Source organism: Roseococcus pinisoli (assembly GCF_018413645.1).
Classification (GTDB): domain Bacteria; phylum Pseudomonadota; class Alphaproteobacteria; order Acetobacterales; family Acetobacteraceae; genus Roseococcus; species Roseococcus pinisoli.
The window spans coordinates 269,254-285,040 of the sequence record NZ_JAHCDA010000004.1; the positions used below are offsets into that span (position 1 = coordinate 269,254).

Consider the following 15,787-nt stretch of genomic DNA (forward strand, 5'->3'; position numbering starts at 1 on the left):
CCGCGCGGGGGAACCTTGCGGATGATTGAGGGCCGGCGCTAGTTTCCGCGCGGGACCATGCCTCGGCGCCTCCGCGCCGCCCCCTCCATGCGAAGAAAGCCGTGACCGAGCAAGAACTCAAGGGCCACATCCGTGGCATTCCGGATTTCCCGAAGCCGGGGATCCTCTTCTACGACATCTCCACTCTGCTCCGGCACGGCCCCGCCTGGAAGGCGGCGATGGCGGCCATGGCCGCCCGCGTGACGCCCTACAAGCCCGACCTGCTGGCGGGAATCGAGAGCCGCGGCTTCCTGCTCGCGGCCCCCCTCGCCCTCGAGCTCGGCCTCGGCTTCATCATGCTGCGCAAGCCCCGCAAGCTGCCGGGCCCCACCGTGGGCTACGACTACGCGCTCGAGTACGGCACCGACCGCATCGAGATGCAGGCGGACGCCGTGGCGCCCGGCCAGCGCGTGGTGCTGCTGGACGACCTGCTGGCCACCGGCGGGACGATGGCGGCGGGCGTGGCGCTGCTGAAGCAGGCGGGCGCCGTCGTGCCGGCCGTGGCGGCGCTGATCGAGCTCTCCTTCCTTGAGGGCCGCAAGCGCCTGGACGTCCCGACCGAGACGCTGCTCGCCTACAACGACTGAGCCCATCGGGGCGGCGCGAGCCGCCCCAACTCAGAGGTGCCGCATCTCCTCGGCAATCGCCTCGAGCTCGGCCAGGACCTCCGCCAGCGCATTCTCCGGCGGGGCTTCCCCCATCTGCTGCTCCGGCTCGCCCTCGCCCAGCAGGCGCTGCACGCCCTTGATCGTGTAACCCTGCGTGTAGAGCAGGTCGGATATCCGCTTCAGGAGGGCGAGATCCTCCGGGCGGTAGTAGCGCCGCCCGCCACCGCGCTTCAGCGGCTTCAGCTGCGGGAACTTCGTCTCCCAGAATCGAAGGACGTGCTGGGGCACGTTGAGCTGGTCCGCCGCCTCGCTGATGGTGCGGAAGGCCTGGGCCGATTTGCGCAGCCGGGGCCGATCCTCTAGATCAGGCGACCCACTCACGCGCCGCGAGCCTTCATGCCCTCGGCCTTCGGCTCGGTGGCAGGCAGACTGTCGCCGTTGATTCGTGCCTTGAGCACCTGGCTGGGCCGGAAGGTCAGCACGCGACGCGGGAGAATGGGGACTTCAACGCCCGTCTTGGGATTGCGGCCGATCCGCTCTCCCTTCTGCCGAATGAGAAAGGTGCCGAACCCGGAAATCTTCACGGAATCACCCGTTTCCAGCACGGTGGCGACGCGTTCGAGCACCGCCTCCAGCAGGGCGGCCGATTCGTTGCGGGACAGCCCCACCGCCACATAGATGGCTTCGGCGAGTCCCGAGCGCGTCAACGTCTCCATGGCGTCACTCAACCCTGCAAGTGCTTGAAGCGGCAGGAAAGCCGGTAAGCGGCCCTCACGTCAACCTTGTTTCGCAATCGGCGGATGGCGGGCGGTGCGCCCGGCCTTCGCCCCTCCCCGGTGAGCCTAGTCCTTCACCGATCATTCACCAGGGCCCTGCCAAGGAAGCGGCAGGCCCCAGGAAGGAGTCACGACCGCCATGATCCCGCTCCGCCGGAATCTCGCCGCTTCCCTCTTCGCCTCCCTGGCGCTGGCCTTTGTCGCCACCCCGGCCGCCGCCACGCCCGCCGCCGTCTCCGCCGAGACCAGCTGCCCGGACATTCTCCTCGGCGACAGCCTCGCCGTCGGCATGGGCCCCTATGCCCAGGCGCTCGGCTTCGAGGTCATTGCCCAGGGTGGCGCCGCCCTCAACTGGCTCCGCGCCCAGGAGCCGCGCTGCGCCCGGCGGCTGGTCCTGGTCTTCGGCACCAACGATCTGCGCGGCATGAGCGCGGCCGAGGTGCAGGCCTATCCCACCCGGATCGCCGAGATCATGGCGCGCTGGAACGCGGAGCAGGTGATCTGGGCCACGCCTGGCTGCTTCTCGCAGGACAGCGTGCTGGAGCGTGGCAGCGTGGCGCTGGACCGCGCGCTGGCACAGGCGCAGCGGCAGGCTTCCGACCAGCTGCGCGACCTTCCCGCCATCAATTCCGGCCGGCAAATGCGCTGCAGCTTCCCCTCGCGCGACGGCATCCATCCGGCGACCGGGACGGCCTATCAGGCCTGGTGGACCGGCCTTACGCAGATCCTCGGGCGCTACCCGGTCAGCGGCGCCTGATTTAGCGTCCCGTCGCCAGCACTTCCCTGACGGCCTTCAGCGCCTGCGGGAGGCCGATGGCGGAAAGGGCGTCGTTCCAGCCCTCGGCGACGGCGATCAGCGCCTCCGTCCCGGGCAGGACCGGCAGACCATAGGCGGCGTCCACGATCGCTTCCGACCGGCCCGCCAGCAGGATCAGCCAGACCAGCACCAGCGCCAGCAGCGCCCCGCGCCAGGGCATGGTGGCCGTGGCGGGCGAGAAGTCGTCCGGCGCGCGGCGCGAAGGCTCCGTGCCGGGAGGGTTGAGCCAGGGTTGCTGCATCCTCTCCCCCTCAGAACTGGAAGTAGATGAAGGGCGCCACGCCCTCGGGCCCGGCCAGCAGGATCGCCAGCAAGGCGAGGCCCAGCGCCGCGCCCAGGACCGGCGCCGGCAGCGGCCGCAGCCGGTCCTCGATCCGCTCGCGCAGGTCGGGCGGCAGGAAGTGGATCGCGAGGCCGAGCGCGGCCAGCGCCGCGAGGCGCCAGGTGACGGCCTCGCTCGGCAGCCCGTCCACCAGGCCCGCCGCCAGCGCCGCGACGGTGCCGAGATCCGGCGCGCGGAACAGGACGAAGGCCAGCATCACCACGTGGAAGGTGATCAGCCAGCGCAGCAATATCGCGCCCTTGCCCACCGGCCGGGCGCGGCCGCCCAGTGCACGCTCCACCGCCAGGGCCGCCCCATGGATCGCGCCCCAGAGGAGGAAGGTCCAGTTGGCGCCGTGCCAGATGCCGCCGAGGACCATGGTGGCCATCAGGTTGAAGCGCGTGCGCGCCTCGCTGCCGCGGTTGCCGCCGAGCGTGCGGATATAGAGGTAGTCGCGCAGCCAGGTGGAGAGCGAGATGTGCCAGCGCCGCCAGAACTCGGAGAGCGAGACGGCGCGGAAGGGCTGGTCGAAGTTCTTCGGGAAGTGGAAGCCGAGCAGCGCCGCGAAGCCGATCGCCATGTCGGAATAGGCCGAGAAGTCGCAGAAGATCTGGATCGTATAGCCGTAGCAGGCCAGCACGATGTCCCAGGCGCCATAGGCCGTGGGATCGCGGAAGACGGGATCGACGATGCCGGTCGCGAGCTCGTTCGCGATCACCATCTTCTTGAGCAGCCCGCCCAGGATGAGGATCCCCGCCATCGCGACGGGAATGCGGTAGCGATCCGGCGGCACCCGCAGCTGCGGCAGGAAGTGCGCGGCCCGCACGATCGGCCCGGCCGCGAGATGCGGGAAGAAGGTCAGGTAGACCAGCACGTTCAGCGGGTTGGTCTCCACCTCCGCATCGCCGTCATGGACGTCGACCATGTAGGAGATGGCCTGGAAGCAGTAGAAGGAGATGCCGACGGGCAGCACCACATCGAGGATCGGTGCGGGAAAGCCGAGCCGGGCGACGATCTCCTGCAGGAAGAAATTCGCGTACTTGAAGTAGAAGAGCCAGCCGAGCGTGCCGGCGACGCCGATCCAGAGCGCGACGCGCGATCTCCCCTTCGCCGAGATCAGCCCCACCCCCCAGGTCCAAAGCCCGACGGCGATCAGCGCCGCGCAGAACTCCACGCTCCAGAAGGCGTAGAAGGCGAGGTTCGCCCCCAGCAGGAACCAGCGGTCGAGCGACGGCCGGACGCGCACCAGCGTCCAATGCCCCAGGAAAACGACCGCGAAGAAGAGCGCGAAGATACCGGTCGGGAAAAGCACCGGTCAGGCGTTCGATCGCTGGGGGCGGAGGCCGGCGCCGTGCAGGATATGCGCGTAGAGCTTCTCGGCGGTGAGACGGTAGCCGTCCGGCGTGAAATGCACGAAGTCGCCGCGCATGAGCGGCGCCTCGCCGCTCGCGAGGGCCTGCAGGCGGCAAGGGCTGTGCGTCACCTCGGCGCTCCAGTCGAAGAAGGCGACCCGCTGGCTCTGGGCCACGGCGCGCTGCACGGCACGGACCTGCGAGATGGAGACCAGGGGCCGGGCGGCGGCGCAGCCGATCGGCTGGCGCTGCTCCACGAGGCGCCGGCCGCGGCGGATCGGCGGCAGGCGGACCGGCCGGGCGGCATCGGGCACGCCCATCAGCATGATGCCGCTGCGGGGCAGGATCTGTCGCAGGCGCTGGATTTGCTGCGTGAGCGCCGCCGCATAGGCGTCGCCGTCGAAATCCGGGTCGGTCGCCTCGTTGGTGCCGAATTCCAGCACGAGCAGCGCCGGCGGCCGGGCCACGAGCTCCCGGCGCATGATCTCGGGATCGCGATTCTCCAGCGAGGACAGCGTGGCGCCGTTGATGCCGAAGGCCTCGACCATGACGCCGCGGGTCCGGCGCTCGATGCCCCAGCCCAGCATCTCCACCACGCCGTCGCCGGTGAGCTCCAGCGCGATCTCGCGGCTGCCGGCCGGCACGTCCAGGAGCATCGGCCGGAACTCCGGCCTCGACGACTTCAGCGTCGCGGGGCCGATCCAGTTGTCGTCCACCCGCAGCCGGAAGCTGCCGGCCTCGGGCCCGGCGAGCATGGCCAGGTGAACACGGTCGAAGCCCTCGGCCTCGTTGGAGCGCAGGGTCACGGTATCGCCCGCGCCCGATCCGCTGAGACGGTAGCCCGTGATGCCGAAGGGCCCGGGCGAGGAGGAGCGCAGCGCGCTGCGCGCCGTCCATTCGCCGGACTGGCCGAGCGTGACATAGGAAGGATTGAAGAAGCGCTGCGCCTTGCCCGGCGCGAGCCGCCCGACGCCCGCCGCCCCGAAGCGCGACTGGAAGAGGCCGCGCAGATGCTCGACCATCACGGGGCCGGCGGAATGGCTGTCCCCCATGATCGTCACCAGCGCCCGCGCCTCGCGATTCCCGCGCTCGATGCCGCGCAGCGCAGCCCCCAGCGGCGCGAAGGAATCGCCCCCCGTGCTGGCCGGCAGGACCGATGCCATCGATGGATCGGGCCCCGTCTCCGCGACGAAGATCGGATCCCGCCCGGGCGGCAGATCGCCTGCTCCGCGGGGGATGGAGGCACCGCCCTGGCAGCCGGCGAGGCCGACGCCCATGACAGAGAAAAAACCTCGGCGCTTCAGCATTTCATCGGGCTCGGCACTTCATCATGGCCATGCCCGTGATATAGCTGGCCCCTGCTGGTCTGTCCCCTCGGAGAACGCGGCGTGGCCGTCGGTATTGATGATTTCGTGACCTGTCGCCGACGTCTTCTCCGGAGTGCTTTGACACTCCTCCCGCTGTCGGGAGCGGCCCTTTCCGGCCCCGCCACCGCGCAGACCGCCGCCCCGCCCGCACCTGCCCCCACCCCAGCCGGCGATGCCCGCACGCCGCCCGATCAGGTGCGGATCCTTTTCTGCGGCGATTCGCTGGCGCAGGGCATGTTCCTCTCGCTCAACGGCATCCTCCGCCGGCGCGAGGGCGTGCGGGCCGTCAACGGAACGCTGCATGCCACCGGCGTCACGCGCAGCGACGAGCACGACTGGCCCACCGCCGCGCGCGACCTCGTGGCGCGCCATCGTCCCAACCTCGTCGTCTACTGGATCGGCGCCAACGACTTCCGCCCGCTCGTCGTGCGCGAGCAGCGGCTCCGATTCGCCTTCGGCACCGCAGGCTTCGCCGAGGCCTATGGTCGTCGCGTCACCGAGATGGTGGAGCCGGCCCTCGCCTCCGGCGCGCGCGTGGTCTGGTTCGGCCTGCCCAATATGCGCAACGCGCAATTCGCCGGCGCCGCGCGGCAGCTCAACGAAATCCAGCATGATGCGGTGACCATCGCCGGCGGCGCCTGGATCCCGACCTGGGACGCGACGAGCGACCCCGAGGGCCGCTTCACGCCGAGCGTCACGCTCGAGCGCGGGCCGCGCACCTTCCGCGCGGAGGACGGCGTTCACTTCACGGATTGGGGATACCGGCGGATCGCGTCGCTCTTCTTCAACGAGGTCGATCATTTCTTCCCGGAGCTGGCTCCAGGGTTGGGCGGCCTCAGCGTCGCCTGACGTGGCGGACCGCTAACCAGTCTCTGGTCGAATGGCCGCGCCGCCGCTCAGAAGCGGACGAGCGCGGCGCCCCAGGTCAGGCCGCCACCGATGGCCTCGAGCAGCACGAGGTCACCCGGGCGGATGCGCCCGTCGCCCACCGCCTCGGCCAGCGCCAGCGGCACGGAGGCGGCCGAGGTATTGGCGTGCCGGTCCACCGTCTTGACGACGCGGTCGGGGGAGAGGCCGAGCTTGCGGCCCATCGCATCGATGATGCGGATATTCGCCTGGTGCGGCACCAGCCACTTCACATCGGCCTTCTCGACCTTGTTCGCGGCCAGGGCCTCGTCCACCACGGCGGAGAGCTTGTTGACCGCCTGCCGGAAGACGAGGTTGCCCGCCATCTTCAGCGGGCCGGTCGTGCCCTCGACATAGAGAATGCCGGCCTGGCTGCCATCCGCATGCAGATGGGTGGAAAGCACGCCGCGATCGCCCGGCTCGTCCTCGGCCCGCAGCACCACCGCCCCCGCGCCGTCCCCGAAGAGGACGCAGGTCGAGCGGTCGGACCAGTCGAGGATACGGGAATAGACCTCGGCGCCGATGACCAGCACGCAGCGGGCCTGGCCCGCGCGGATCATCGCATCGCCGACGGAGAGGGCATAGATGAAGCCCGTGCAGGCGGCCGAGACGTCGAAGGCGAAGCCCTTCTTCACGCCCAGCGCCGCCTGGATATGCGCGCCCGTCGAGGGGAAGGCGTTGTCCGGCGTGGAGGTGGCGCAGATGATGCCGTCGACCTCGGAGGGATCGATGCCGGCCTGAGCCAGGGCCCGGCGGGCCGCCTCGGCGCCCAGCGAGGTCGCGGTGTCGTCAGGGCCGGCGAGGTGGCGCTGGCAGATGCCGCTGCGCTCCCGGATCCATTCGTCGCTCGTGTCCAGACCGAACTTCGCGGCCAAGGCCGCATTGTCCAGCACGTTGGACGGAAGATGGCCGCCGCAGCCGGCGATCACGGAACGAAGGGACAAGGCTGGTCAGTCCTGTTGAGCGACGATCGGGGGAATGGCCACGGGCGACGAAGCGGCCGCGAGCTGCGAAAGGCTCTCGCGGATCGTCTGCGTGAAGCCGTGCGTCACCATGTCCATGGCCACATCCACCGCATGGGCGAAGCCGGTCGCGTCGGTGCCGCCATGCGACTTCACGACCACGCCGTTGAGGCCAAGGAGAATAGCACCGTTATAGCGGCGCGGGTCCATCCATTCGCGCAGCCGCTCAAGGGCCGGGCGCGCGAGGAGGTAGCCCATGCGGGCCGGGATGCTGGAGGTGAAGACCTGCTTCAGCAGCTCGCGCATCAGCTTGTAGACGCCCTCGCCGGTCTTGAGCGCGACATTGCCGGTGAAGCCGTCCGTCACCACGACGTCGACGGTGCCGGCGGAGATGTCGTGCCCCTCAACGAAGCCGTGGAAATTCAGCCCGGCATGGCCGCGCAGCACCTCGGCCGCCTCGCGCACGCGATCGTCGCCCTTCAGCTCCTCGGAGCCGACGTTGAGCAGGCCGATGGTGGGGCTGGGCAGGCCGAGCACGGCGCGCGCGAAGGCGTCGCCCATGATGGTGAATTCGACGAGGTTCCGGGCGTCGCACTGCACATTGGCGCCGAGGTCCAGCATGACCACGTCGCCGCGCAGCGAGGGCGCGATGGCGGCCAGCGCGGGCCGGCTGATCTCGGGCATCGTCTTGATGACGATCTTGGCGAGCGCCATGAGCGCGCCGGTATTGCCGGCGGAGACGACGCCGGAGGCCTCGCCCGAGGCCACCGCGTCGATGGCCATGCGCATGGAGGATTTGCGGCCCTGGCGCAGGGCCTGGGTCGGCTTCATGTCGCCGGGAATGGCGTCCGGCGCGTGGCGCAGGACGCAGATCTTCGCAGCGCGCGGCCGGCGGGCCAGCGCGTCGCGAAGTCGTGCCTCGTCACCGAACAGCAGGAACTGCGCCTGGGGATGCCGCTCGGCGGCGAGCTCCAGCCCGTCCAGGACACTGTCCGGCGCGTGGTCTCCCCCCATCGCGTCGATGGCAAGGGAGAACCTTCGCAGGCTTCCTTCGGCTGGCGCCGCCATGTTCACCTACGAGGCGCCCCCCTGCCGGTCACGTTAGGCGCGGACCACGCCCTTCAGCGCGTCAGCGGCCGCAACCTCACGGCCGTCGTAGTGACCGCAGGAGGAGCAGACGTGATGCGGGCGCTTCAGCTCGCCGCAGTTGGAGCACTCCAGGTGCGCCTCCTTGGCGACCGCGTGATGGCTGCGGCGCATGCCCATGCGAGAGGGCGAGACTTTCTTCTTAGGGACGGCCATGGAGCCAGCCTTTCAACTCGATTCTGGGGGGCGGACTGCCCAAGCGGGAGCCACCGCGGCGGGCATGCAGCGGCAGAGAGGGGGGCGCTTAGCACCCATTCTCCCCCGCACGCAACCGTCAGGGACGACGAAGCTTCAACAGGGCAGCAAAGGGGCCATGCGTCTCCCGGTCGTCCACCCCTTCGGGGAGGGCGGCACCGGGCGCGCGGGGATAGGGATCGATCGCCAGGGACAGCTGCTGGGCCAGGGCCTCGCCCAGATCGGCGACGCCCTGCTCGCTCTCGATGTCGTCCGGATCGTCCTCGCCGTCGGAGGGCTCCACACCCTCGGGCAGCAGGCGCCAGGCCACCTCCTCCGCGACCGACTGATGGACGGGAACCAGGGTGACCCCGCATTCCTGCTCCAGCTCGGCCGTCAGGCGGCCGGTGACCAGGATGGCCCCCTCCTCGTCCGGGATGAGGCGAAGGTCGGCCTGCAGCACGTGCAGGGCCAGCAGGCCGAGCCGCCGGGACAGTGCCTCGCGATCGCTTGCCGCGGCCTCTAGCCGCATCGCCACGCCCTCCGCCGGCACATGGGCCAGGGCCAGTCGGCGGCTGAATTCCGGATTCATGCGAAATGCACCCTCCCCTGAAGCAGTTCGGCCAGGGCCTGGCCGGCCAGCACGCCGTCGATTCGCAGGGCCTGGGCGGCGAGTGCCTCGGCCGAACCTTCCGGCGCGTCCTCCCGGACCCAGACATTGCGCGCCAGCGCGGCCGCGAGCCCGGCCTCGTCGCCGGCGGCGATCGCCTCGGCATAGGCCTGGGCACGGCCATGAAAGCCTTCCCAGAGCATCTTCACCCGCTTGCCGACGGTCATGTCCCCGATGCCCATCTCACGGAGATTGAGGTCCATGTCGGAGAACATGGCGTCGAAGACCGCCTGCGCCAACGCGTCGCCGACCTTGGTGCCTTCGCCGCGCAGGCGGCGAATCAGCAGGGCGACGTGAAGGGCCACCAGCTCGAAACGGCCTGCCGCGGTGTCGGGCACGCCGAGCTCGGCGTAGAAATCGGGCTCCCGGGCCGCGGCCACCGCGACTCCATAGAGCATGAAGCCGGACCTTTCGTGGCGCGGTCGGCGGAAGAGGCCGAAGAGGCCCATGATGTCAGCTTCCTGGAAGTGCGGCCGAGGCGCGCATTGACCGCGACGGCCGGGTGTCGTTAATCCGGCACATGGCCCGACAACCCGCCCCGGTCAACATCCGCAAGCCCCTGATGGCCGCGCTGCTCCTGGCTGCGCCGGCGCTGGCCGGCTGCGCCTACCTGCCGCCCGCGCCAGAGCGGCCGCGCAACATCTTCTCCACGCCCATCGTGCCGCGAGGCCATGCGGTGTCGGAAGAGCAGATCCAGCAGATCACGCCGGGCGTGACGACGCGCTCCGACGTGCAGGCGCTGCTGGGCAGCCCCAGCCAGACCAGCACCTTCACGGATGACAGCTGGTATTATTTCAGCAGCTCGACGCAGCTGCGCCCCGGCCGGACCCTGGCCGTGCGCGACGAACGGGTCGTGGCCGTCAACTTCGGCCCCGAGGGCACCGTCACCGGCGTCCGCGAGATCGGCGAGGGCGACATGCCGCGGGTGAGCTTCGTGAGCCGCGAGACGCCGACCCCCGGCAACGACCGCTCGATCCTCCAGGCGCTGTTCGGCAATATCGGCCGCTTCAACTCCGGCCCGATGGGCGGGGCCGGCGGCGACATCGTCCCGACGGGCGGGCCGACGCCGAACACGGGGCGGTAACCGCCTCTTCATCGCCACGCGGATTGATTTTCGCCGTTTTTGCGTCAGACTGGAGGTTTCTCCCCGTAATTCGCGGGAAGAAGTCTCCAGAGGAGCGCTGAAGCGTGATCCCCGCCCTGATGCCGACCTACAACCGTGCCGATCTCGCCTTCGAGCGGGGCGACGGCGCCTATGTGTGGACGGAAGACGGGCGACGATTCCTCGACTTCGGCTCCGGCATCGCCACCACCTCGCTCGGCCACGCGCATCCGCATCTGGTGAAGACCATCGCGGAGCAGGCGGCGAAGGTCATGCATGTGAGCAACCTCTACCGGGTGCCCCAGGCTGAGAAGCTGGCGGCCCGGCACGTGGCGAATTCCTTCGCGGACAGCGTCTTCTTCTGCAACTCGGGCGCCGAGGCGAACGAGGGCATGATCAAGGCCGTCCGGAAATACCACGCCGAGAACGGCCATCCGGAGAAGTACCGGATGATCTGCTTCGAGGGCGCCTTCCACGGCCGCACGCTCGCCACCCTCTCGGCGACGGGCAACGAGAAGTACCTGGCCGGCTTCGGCCCGCCGGTGGACGGCTTCGACCATGTGCCCTTCGGCAACATGAACGCGGTGCGCGACGCCATCACGCCGGCCACGGCCGGCATCCTGATCGAGCCCATCCAGGGCGAGGGCGGCGTCCGCCCGGCCGACCTGCGGTTCCTGAAGGATCTCCGCGCGGTCTGCGACGAGTTCGGGCTCCTGCTCGCGCTCGACGAGGTGCAGACCGGCATGGGCCGCTCGGGCAAGCTCTGGGCGCATGAATGGGCCGGCATCGAGCCGGACGTCATGAGCTCGGCCAAGGGCATCGGCGGCGGCTTCCCGCTCGGCGCCGTCCTGGCCCGCGAGGCGGTCGCCAAGCACCTCAAGCCTGGCACGCATGGCACGACCTATGGCGGCGGCCCGCTGGCCTGCTCCGCCGGCAATGCCGTGCTGGACGTGGTGCTGGCCGACGGCTTCCTGGCCGGGGTGGACCGCGTCGCGCGCTACCTCTGGAAGGGTCTCGAGGCGCTGGCCGCCCGCCATCCGCATGTCGCCGAAGGCGTGCAGGGTGCGGGGCTGCTGGTCGGCCTCAAGCTCCGGCCGGAGGTCTCGAACAGCGAGATGCAGGCGGCCTGCGTGGCCGAGGGCCTGCTCACCGTCGCCGCCGGGATGAACGTGCTGCGGGTCGCCCCGCCGCTCATCGTCACCGAGGCGCAGGTGGACGAGGCCCTGGCGCTGATGGACCGCGCCTGCACCAAGCTCACGCCGGCCAAGTCTCCGGCCTTGGCAAAGTGAGCGCGGTGCTCAGGCCCATCGAGGGGGGTGGCGCGCCGCGCCACTTTCTTGAGCTCATGGACCATGATGCGGCGACGCTGCGCCGCATGCTCGACCTCGGCACCCGCGCCAAGCGCGGCGAAGTGGGCGGCAAGCCGCTGGCGGGCAAGCACATCGCCATGATCTTCGAGAAGCCGTCGACGCGCACGCGCGTCAGCTTCGAGGTGGGCATCCGCCAGCTCGGCGGCGAGGTGGTGACCCTGTCCAGCAAGGACACGCAACTGGGACGCGGCGAGACGCCTGCCGATACGGCGCGCGTGCTGTCCCGCTACGTGGATGCGATCATCCTGCGCACCGACCGCGTCTCGAAGATGCGGGAGCTGGCGGAATACGCGACGGTGCCGGTCATCAACGGCCTTACCGACGTGTCGCACCCCTGCCAGCTGATGGCGGACGTGATGACCTTCGAGGAACATCGCGGCCCCATCGCCGGCCAGACGGTGGCCTGGACCGGCGACGGCAACAACGTCGCGCAGAGCTTCATCCAGGCCGCGGCGCGCTTCGACTTCACCCTGAACATCGCGACCCCGCCGGAGCTGGCGCCGGATGCCGGCCTCATCAACTGGGCGCGGAGCCAGGGCGCGCGCGTCGAGCTGACCAACAGCCCGCAGGAAGCGGTCAAGGGCGCGCGCTGCGTCGTGACCGACACCTGGGTCTCGATGAGCGACGACAAGACCAGCGCCCGCCAGCGCCACAACATGCTGGCGCCCTATCAGGTGAACAAGGCGCTGCTCGGCCACGCCGTGCCGGACGCCATCGTGATGCATTGCCTGCCCGCCCATCGCGGCGAGGAGATCACCGACGAGGTGATGGACGGGCCGCAGAGCGTGGTCTTCGACGAGGCCGAGAACCGGCTGCACGCCCAGAAGGGCGTGCTGCTCTGGGCGCTCGGGCTGGCGTAATCCAGGGCGCGCGGCCTGCGCGCGCCCCCTCCCTACGACGAAGTGGCGCTCACCCGCCCGCCAACCGGGCGGCGGCTCCGCCGCCCGGTATCTGGGCGCATCAATCGATGCTCAGGTTCAGCCGCCGCACCATGTCCCGCTCGTAGGGCACCCGTTCCTGCGCGAAGGCCAGGTATTCCTGCGGCCCCAGATATTCGTTGGGCAGCTCCCATCGCCGCATGATCGCCTGGCACAGCTCGTCGTCCAGCGCCTTCTTCAGTGAACGATGCAGCACGTCCACGATCTCGGGCGGCATGCCCTTGGGCCCCACGATCCCATAGGGCGAGGTCACGCTCATCCCGAAGCCGAGCTCCAGCAGCGTGGGCGCATCGGGTGCCGAGCCCAGGCGCGTCGGCGTCCAGGCCGAGAGCAACCGGAACTCGCCGCTCTCCACCTGCGGCCGCCAGCTCTGGGAATCGGCCACCACGTCGATCTGCCGGCCGAGCAGCATGGTGACTCCCTCCTGCGAGCCGCGCGTCGGGATGTGCTCCATCCGCGCCTCGCGTCGGGCGAGGATGTCCTCCATCGCCAGGTGGTTGGTCGTCGCGATGCCGGAGGTGGAATAGGTCAGCGTGCCGGGCCGCTCGCGTGCCTCGCGCATCAGGTCGTCGAAGGTCTGCCAGCGGCTGTCGGCCCGGACGGCGGTGCCGAAGACGAAGCCCGTGACCTGCATGACGTAGGAGAAGTCCGTCACCGGATCCCAGGTGGGCTGCCGCGTCAGGAAGGGATGACGCAGGATCGAGAGGTGGTGATGCGCCAGCGTGTAGCCGTCCGGCCGCGCCTGTTGCGTCAGAAACATGGCGGCGCGCGTGCCCCGGGCGCCCGGCATGTTCTCGATGACGAAGTTCTGCCCCAGGTCCCTCCCCGAGATCTCGAACATCTGGCGGTGCAGCGCATCGAGGCTGCCGCCCGGCGGCCAGGGGATCAGGAACCGGATGGGCCGGTTCGGATAGCGACTTTGTGCCAGCGCCGGCGCCGCCAGGGGCAGCGCGGCCAGCAGAGTGCGTCTTTTCATTGTTGTCCCCCTGTGATGCGGCCTCGGGCGACGCGGCCGCGCGGCTATCTCACTCCATGCGGATGCCCAGCCTCGTCACGATCTCCTGCTCGTAGGCGGCACGCCGCACGATGAAGTCCTGGTATTGCTCGGTGTTGAGGTAGGCGAGCGGCATGTCGAACTGCGCGCGGACGCGCGTGTTCTCCGGGCTCATCAGCCCCCGGTGCATGACGTCGTGCAGGACGCGGACGACCCCCGGATCCATGCGCGGCGGCCCGCTGACCCCGTAGGGCGAGGTCACGACCATGTCGTGGCCCACTTCCTTCAGCGTCGGCACATTGGGGAAGCGGGGCGCCCGCTCCTCCGACCAGACGCAGAGCAGGCGCATCTGCCCGGCCTCGACATTGCCGGCCCAGGCGCTGCTGTCGGCGATCATGCTCACGCTGCCACTCAGCACGGCGGTGATGCCTTCACTGGCACCACGGAAGGGGACGTGGGTGATCTCCACGCCTTCGCGCGCGATGATGTCCTCCATCGCCAGGTGGTTGGAGGTGGCAATGCCGGAGGTGGAGAAGCTGAGCTTGCCCGGATTGGCCTTGGCGTAGGTGATCATCTCCCGGAAGCTCTGGAAGGGGCTGTCCGCCCGCACGGCGATGCCGAAGAGCCAGCCGGTCATGCCGATGATGTGGGTGAAGTCCTTCGTCGCATCCCATTGCGGCGTGCGGACGAGGAAGGGCCGGCGCACGACCGAGAGGTGCATCTGGCCGAGCGTATAGCCGTCCGGCCGCGCCTCGCGCGCCAGGTGCACGGCATGGAGCGTGCCGCCGGCGCCCGACCGGTTCTCGATCACCACGGGCTGGCCGAGCTCACGCGAGGCCAGCTCGGCGATGCTGCGGAGCTGGGAATCGGCGCTGCCGCCCGGCGGCCAGGGGAGGATCAGCCGGATGGGCCGGTCGGGATAACGGCCCTGGGCACTGGCGACGGCAGGGGCCGCAAGCGGCAGGGCGAAAAGGGCGCGACGTTGCATGAGGGCCTCCATCAGCCGTCCATCCGGATGCCGAGCCGGTTCACGATCTCCCGCTCATAGGCGGCGCGGCGGACAATGAAATCCTGGTACTGCTCGGTGTTGAGGTAGGCGACCGGCATGTCGAACTGGCCGCGGACGCGGGTATTTTCCGCGCTGAAGAGGCCTTCCTTCAGCGTGTCGTGCAGGGTGCGGACGATGCCCGGATCCATGCGCGGTGGGCCGCTGATCCCGTAGGGCGAGGTCACGACCATGTCGTGCCCCAGCTCCTTCAGCGTCGGCACGGTGGGGAACCGGCCGACCCGCTCCTCCGTCCAGACGCAGAGCAGGCGCATGCCCCCTGCCTCGACCTGCGGCGCCCAGGAGCTGGAATCGGCGATCATGTCGACCGTGCCGGAGAGCACGCCCGTCACGCCCTCGCTCGAGCCGCGGAAGGGCACGTGGGTGAAGCTCGCCCCCTCCCGCGCCGCGATATCCTCCATCGCGAGGTGGTTGGTGGTGGCGATGCCCGAGGTCGCGAAGCTCAGCTTGCCGGGGTTGGCCTTGGCGTAGGTGATCATCTCCCGGAAGGTCTGGAACGGGCTGTCCGCCTTCACGGCGATGCCATAGAGCCAGCCCGTGAGGCCGATGATATGCGTGAAGTCGGTCGTCGCATCCCATTGCGGCGTGCGGACCAGATAGGGCCGGCGCACGACGGAAAGATGCATCTGGCCGATGGTGTAGCCATCCGGCCGCGCCTCCCGCGCCAGGGTCAGGGCATGGAGCGTGCCGCCGGCGCCCGAGCGATTCTCGGCCACCACGGGCTGGCCCAGCGCCCGGCTCGCCAGGTCGGCGAGGTTGCGAAGCTGCACGTCGGAGCTGCTGCCGGGCGTCCAGGGGATGATCAGGCGGATCGGGCGATCGGGATATCGGGCCTGGGCTCTGGAAACCGCAGGCACGGCGAGAATGCCGGCGCCCACCATCAAGGCGTGACGACGCGAAAGCTCCGACCGAGCATGACTCATTCTAGTTAAACCTCCCGGACACGGCACATCTAACGGTGCCGTCATCTCCGGATCAGGCCATGGAACAGTCCGCCTGCCAAGCCAATTCGCCTGCGCGGACCAAGCCGCCTGACAGCGGGCGCCGCCCCGCCGCCACCCCCAGCCGCGGATGGCAGCGGCGAGCTGGGCGGGAGGCTCGCCGGTGGAACCTTCGGCCGAGGGCGCCTACCATGGCGGCCCATTGCCCCCGGCTTGCACGGGGGCCCCGGGCGCGTC

Annotated in this window: 18 protein-coding genes and 1 pseudogene; 6 read left to right on the plus strand and 13 right to left on the minus strand. The window is 69.9% G+C overall.

Features of this window, described 5'->3' with window-relative positions; translation table 11 throughout:
* The first annotated feature begins 101 nt into the window (after positions 1-101).
* A complete protein-coding gene (locus tag KHU32_RS19500; RefSeq protein WP_213671838.1) occupies positions 102-626 on the plus strand; it encodes an adenine phosphoribosyltransferase in 525 nt (174 codons plus the stop codon).
* Positions 627-749: 123 nt separating this feature from the next.
* On the opposite strand, the pseudogene KHU32_RS19505 reads toward KHU32_RS19500, so the two are convergent.
* A pseudogene (locus KHU32_RS19505) lies at positions 750-1,028 on the minus strand (MerR family transcriptional regulator); the annotation flags it as partial.
* Positions 1,025-1,363: an integration host factor subunit alpha gene (locus tag KHU32_RS19510; protein WP_213671840.1), complete on the minus strand. Its 339-nt coding sequence runs from the start codon at positions 1,361-1,363 to the stop codon at positions 1,025-1,027. The gene KHU32_RS19510 and the pseudogene KHU32_RS19505, both read right to left, overlap by 4 nt.
* 199 nt (positions 1,364-1,562) lie before the next feature.
* On the opposite strand from KHU32_RS19510, the gene KHU32_RS19515 reads away from it, so the two are divergent.
* Complete coding sequence (locus tag KHU32_RS19515; protein WP_213671841.1) at positions 1,563-2,180, plus strand: SGNH/GDSL hydrolase family protein; 618 nt, start codon at positions 1,563-1,565, stop codon at positions 2,178-2,180.
* Between the two features lies 1 nt (position 2,181).
* Here KHU32_RS19515 and KHU32_RS19520 read toward each other — a convergent pair whose 3' ends face one another.
* From KHU32_RS19520 to KHU32_RS19530, 3 genes are read right to left on the minus strand one after another with little or no spacing between them, the layout of a single operon-like run.
* Positions 2,182-2,481: a hypothetical protein gene (locus KHU32_RS19520; RefSeq protein ID WP_213671842.1), complete on the minus strand. Its 300-nt coding sequence runs from the start codon at positions 2,479-2,481 to the stop codon at positions 2,182-2,184.
* A 10-nt stretch (positions 2,482-2,491) separates the two neighbouring features.
* Positions 2,492-3,874, minus strand: coding sequence for an MBOAT family O-acyltransferase (locus KHU32_RS19525; RefSeq protein ID WP_213671843.1), 1,383 nt, complete (start codon positions 3,872-3,874; stop codon positions 2,492-2,494).
* Positions 3,875-3,877: 3 nt separating this feature from the next.
* A complete protein-coding gene (locus KHU32_RS19530) occupies positions 3,878-5,191 on the minus strand; it encodes a GDSL-type esterase/lipase family protein (RefSeq protein ID WP_213671844.1) in 1,314 nt (437 codons plus the stop codon).
* Between the two features lie 168 nt (positions 5,192-5,359).
* Between KHU32_RS19530 and KHU32_RS19535 the strand changes: the two genes are divergently transcribed.
* Complete coding sequence (locus KHU32_RS19535; RefSeq protein ID WP_213671845.1) at positions 5,360-6,130, plus strand: SGNH/GDSL hydrolase family protein; 771 nt, start codon at positions 5,360-5,362, stop codon at positions 6,128-6,130.
* A 47-nt stretch (positions 6,131-6,177) separates the two neighbouring features.
* On the opposite strand, the gene KHU32_RS19540 is transcribed toward KHU32_RS19535, so the two are convergent.
* The 5 genes from KHU32_RS19540 to KHU32_RS19560 all read right to left on the minus strand — a co-directional run bounded on the left by KHU32_RS19540 (position 6,178) and on the right by KHU32_RS19560 (position 9,588).
* Entirely contained in the window at positions 6,178-7,131 is a 954-nt protein-coding gene (locus KHU32_RS19540; RefSeq protein ID WP_213671846.1) for a beta-ketoacyl-ACP synthase III, read from the minus strand.
* 6 nt (positions 7,132-7,137) lie between these two features.
* Entirely contained in the window at positions 7,138-8,217 is a 1,080-nt protein-coding gene (gene plsX / locus KHU32_RS19545) for a phosphate acyltransferase PlsX (RefSeq protein WP_213671847.1), read from the minus strand.
* A 33-nt stretch (positions 8,218-8,250) separates the two neighbouring features.
* Positions 8,251-8,451, minus strand: a complete 201-nt coding sequence (gene rpmF / locus KHU32_RS19550) for a 50S ribosomal protein L32 (protein ID WP_213671848.1) — start codon at positions 8,449-8,451, stop codon at positions 8,251-8,253.
* Positions 8,452-8,569: 118 nt separating this feature from the next.
* Complete coding sequence (locus tag KHU32_RS19555; protein WP_213671849.1) at positions 8,570-9,061, minus strand: YceD family protein; 492 nt, start codon at positions 9,059-9,061, stop codon at positions 8,570-8,572.
* On the minus strand, positions 9,058-9,588 hold the full coding sequence (locus KHU32_RS19560) for a ubiquinol-cytochrome C chaperone family protein (RefSeq protein ID WP_213671850.1): 531 nt from the start codon (positions 9,586-9,588) through the stop codon (positions 9,058-9,060). The genes KHU32_RS19555 and KHU32_RS19560 overlap by 4 nt, the downstream gene beginning before the upstream one ends.
* A gap of 71 nt (positions 9,589-9,659) precedes the next feature.
* Between KHU32_RS19560 and KHU32_RS19565 the strand changes: the two genes are divergently transcribed.
* The 3 genes from KHU32_RS19565 (at position 9,660) to argF (ending at position 12,471) form a co-directional block, all read left to right on the plus strand.
* Positions 9,660-10,223 (plus strand): outer membrane protein assembly factor BamE, encoded by a 564-nt coding sequence (locus KHU32_RS19565; RefSeq protein ID WP_213671851.1) that lies wholly within the window; start codon positions 9,660-9,662, stop codon positions 10,221-10,223.
* Positions 10,224-10,327: 104 nt separating this feature from the next.
* Positions 10,328-11,530, plus strand: coding sequence for an aspartate aminotransferase family protein (locus tag KHU32_RS19570; RefSeq protein WP_213671852.1), 1,203 nt, complete (start codon positions 10,328-10,330; stop codon positions 11,528-11,530).
* The gene (gene argF / locus KHU32_RS19575; protein WP_213671853.1) at positions 11,527-12,471 is read left to right on the plus strand and encodes an ornithine carbamoyltransferase; all 945 of its coding nucleotides are present in this window, start codon (positions 11,527-11,529) and stop codon (positions 12,469-12,471) included. Before KHU32_RS19570 ends, argF begins: the two co-directional genes overlap by 4 nt.
* Positions 12,472-12,571: 100 nt before the next feature.
* On the opposite strand, the gene KHU32_RS19580 is transcribed toward argF, so the two are convergent.
* From KHU32_RS19580 to KHU32_RS19590, 3 genes are read right to left on the minus strand one after another with little or no spacing between them, the layout of a single operon-like run.
* Positions 12,572-13,525 carry a tripartite tricarboxylate transporter substrate binding protein gene (locus tag KHU32_RS19580; protein WP_213671854.1) on the minus strand — a complete coding sequence of 318 codons (954 nt, stop codon included), beginning with the start codon at positions 13,523-13,525 and terminating at the stop codon, positions 12,572-12,574.
* A gap of 49 nt (positions 13,526-13,574) precedes the next feature.
* Complete coding sequence (locus tag KHU32_RS19585) at positions 13,575-14,531, minus strand: tripartite tricarboxylate transporter substrate binding protein (RefSeq protein ID WP_249681414.1); 957 nt, start codon at positions 14,529-14,531, stop codon at positions 13,575-13,577.
* A gap of 11 nt (positions 14,532-14,542) precedes the next feature.
* Positions 14,543-15,532 (minus strand): tripartite tricarboxylate transporter substrate binding protein, encoded by a 990-nt coding sequence (locus KHU32_RS19590; RefSeq protein ID WP_213671856.1) that lies wholly within the window; start codon positions 15,530-15,532, stop codon positions 14,543-14,545.
* Between the last annotated feature and the right edge of the window lie 255 nt (positions 15,533-15,787).

Coding starts and splice junctions, on each gene's coding strand:
- KHU32_RS19510 (WP_213671840.1), bottom strand. CDS start 1,363: ATGGAGACGTTGACGCGCTCGGGACTCGCCGAAGCCATCTATGTGGCG.
- KHU32_RS19515 (WP_213671841.1), top strand. CDS start 1,563: ATGATCCCGCTCCGCCGGAATCTCGCCGCTTCCCTCTTCGCCTCCCTG.
- KHU32_RS19520 (WP_213671842.1), bottom strand. CDS start 2,481: ATGCAGCAACCCTGGCTCAACCCTCCCGGCACGGAGCCTTCGCGCCGC.
- KHU32_RS19530 (WP_213671844.1), bottom strand. CDS start 5,191: ATGGGCGTCGGCCTCGCCGGCTGCCAGGGCGGTGCCTCCATCCCCCGC.
- plsX (WP_213671847.1), bottom strand. CDS start 8,217: ATGGCGGCGCCAGCCGAAGGAAGCCTGCGAAGGTTCTCCCTTGCCATC.
- rpmF (WP_213671848.1), bottom strand. CDS start 8,451: ATGGCCGTCCCTAAGAAGAAAGTCTCGCCCTCTCGCATGGGCATGCGC.
- KHU32_RS19555 (WP_213671849.1), bottom strand. CDS start 9,061: ATGAATCCGGAATTCAGCCGCCGACTGGCCCTGGCCCATGTGCCGGCG.
- KHU32_RS19560 (WP_213671850.1), bottom strand. CDS start 9,588: ATGGGCCTCTTCGGCCTCTTCCGCCGACCGCGCCACGAAAGGTCCGGC.
- KHU32_RS19565 (WP_213671851.1), top strand. CDS start 9,660: ATGGCCCGACAACCCGCCCCGGTCAACATCCGCAAGCCCCTGATGGCC.
- KHU32_RS19580 (WP_213671854.1), bottom strand. CDS start 13,525: ATGAAAAGACGCACTCTGCTGGCCGCGCTGCCCCTGGCGGCGCCGGCG.
- KHU32_RS19585 (WP_249681414.1), bottom strand. CDS start 14,531: ATGCAACGTCGCGCCCTTTTCGCCCTGCCGCTTGCGGCCCCTGCCGTC.
- KHU32_RS19590 (WP_213671856.1), bottom strand. CDS start 15,532: ATGAGTCATGCTCGGTCGGAGCTTTCGCGTCGTCACGCCTTGATGGTG.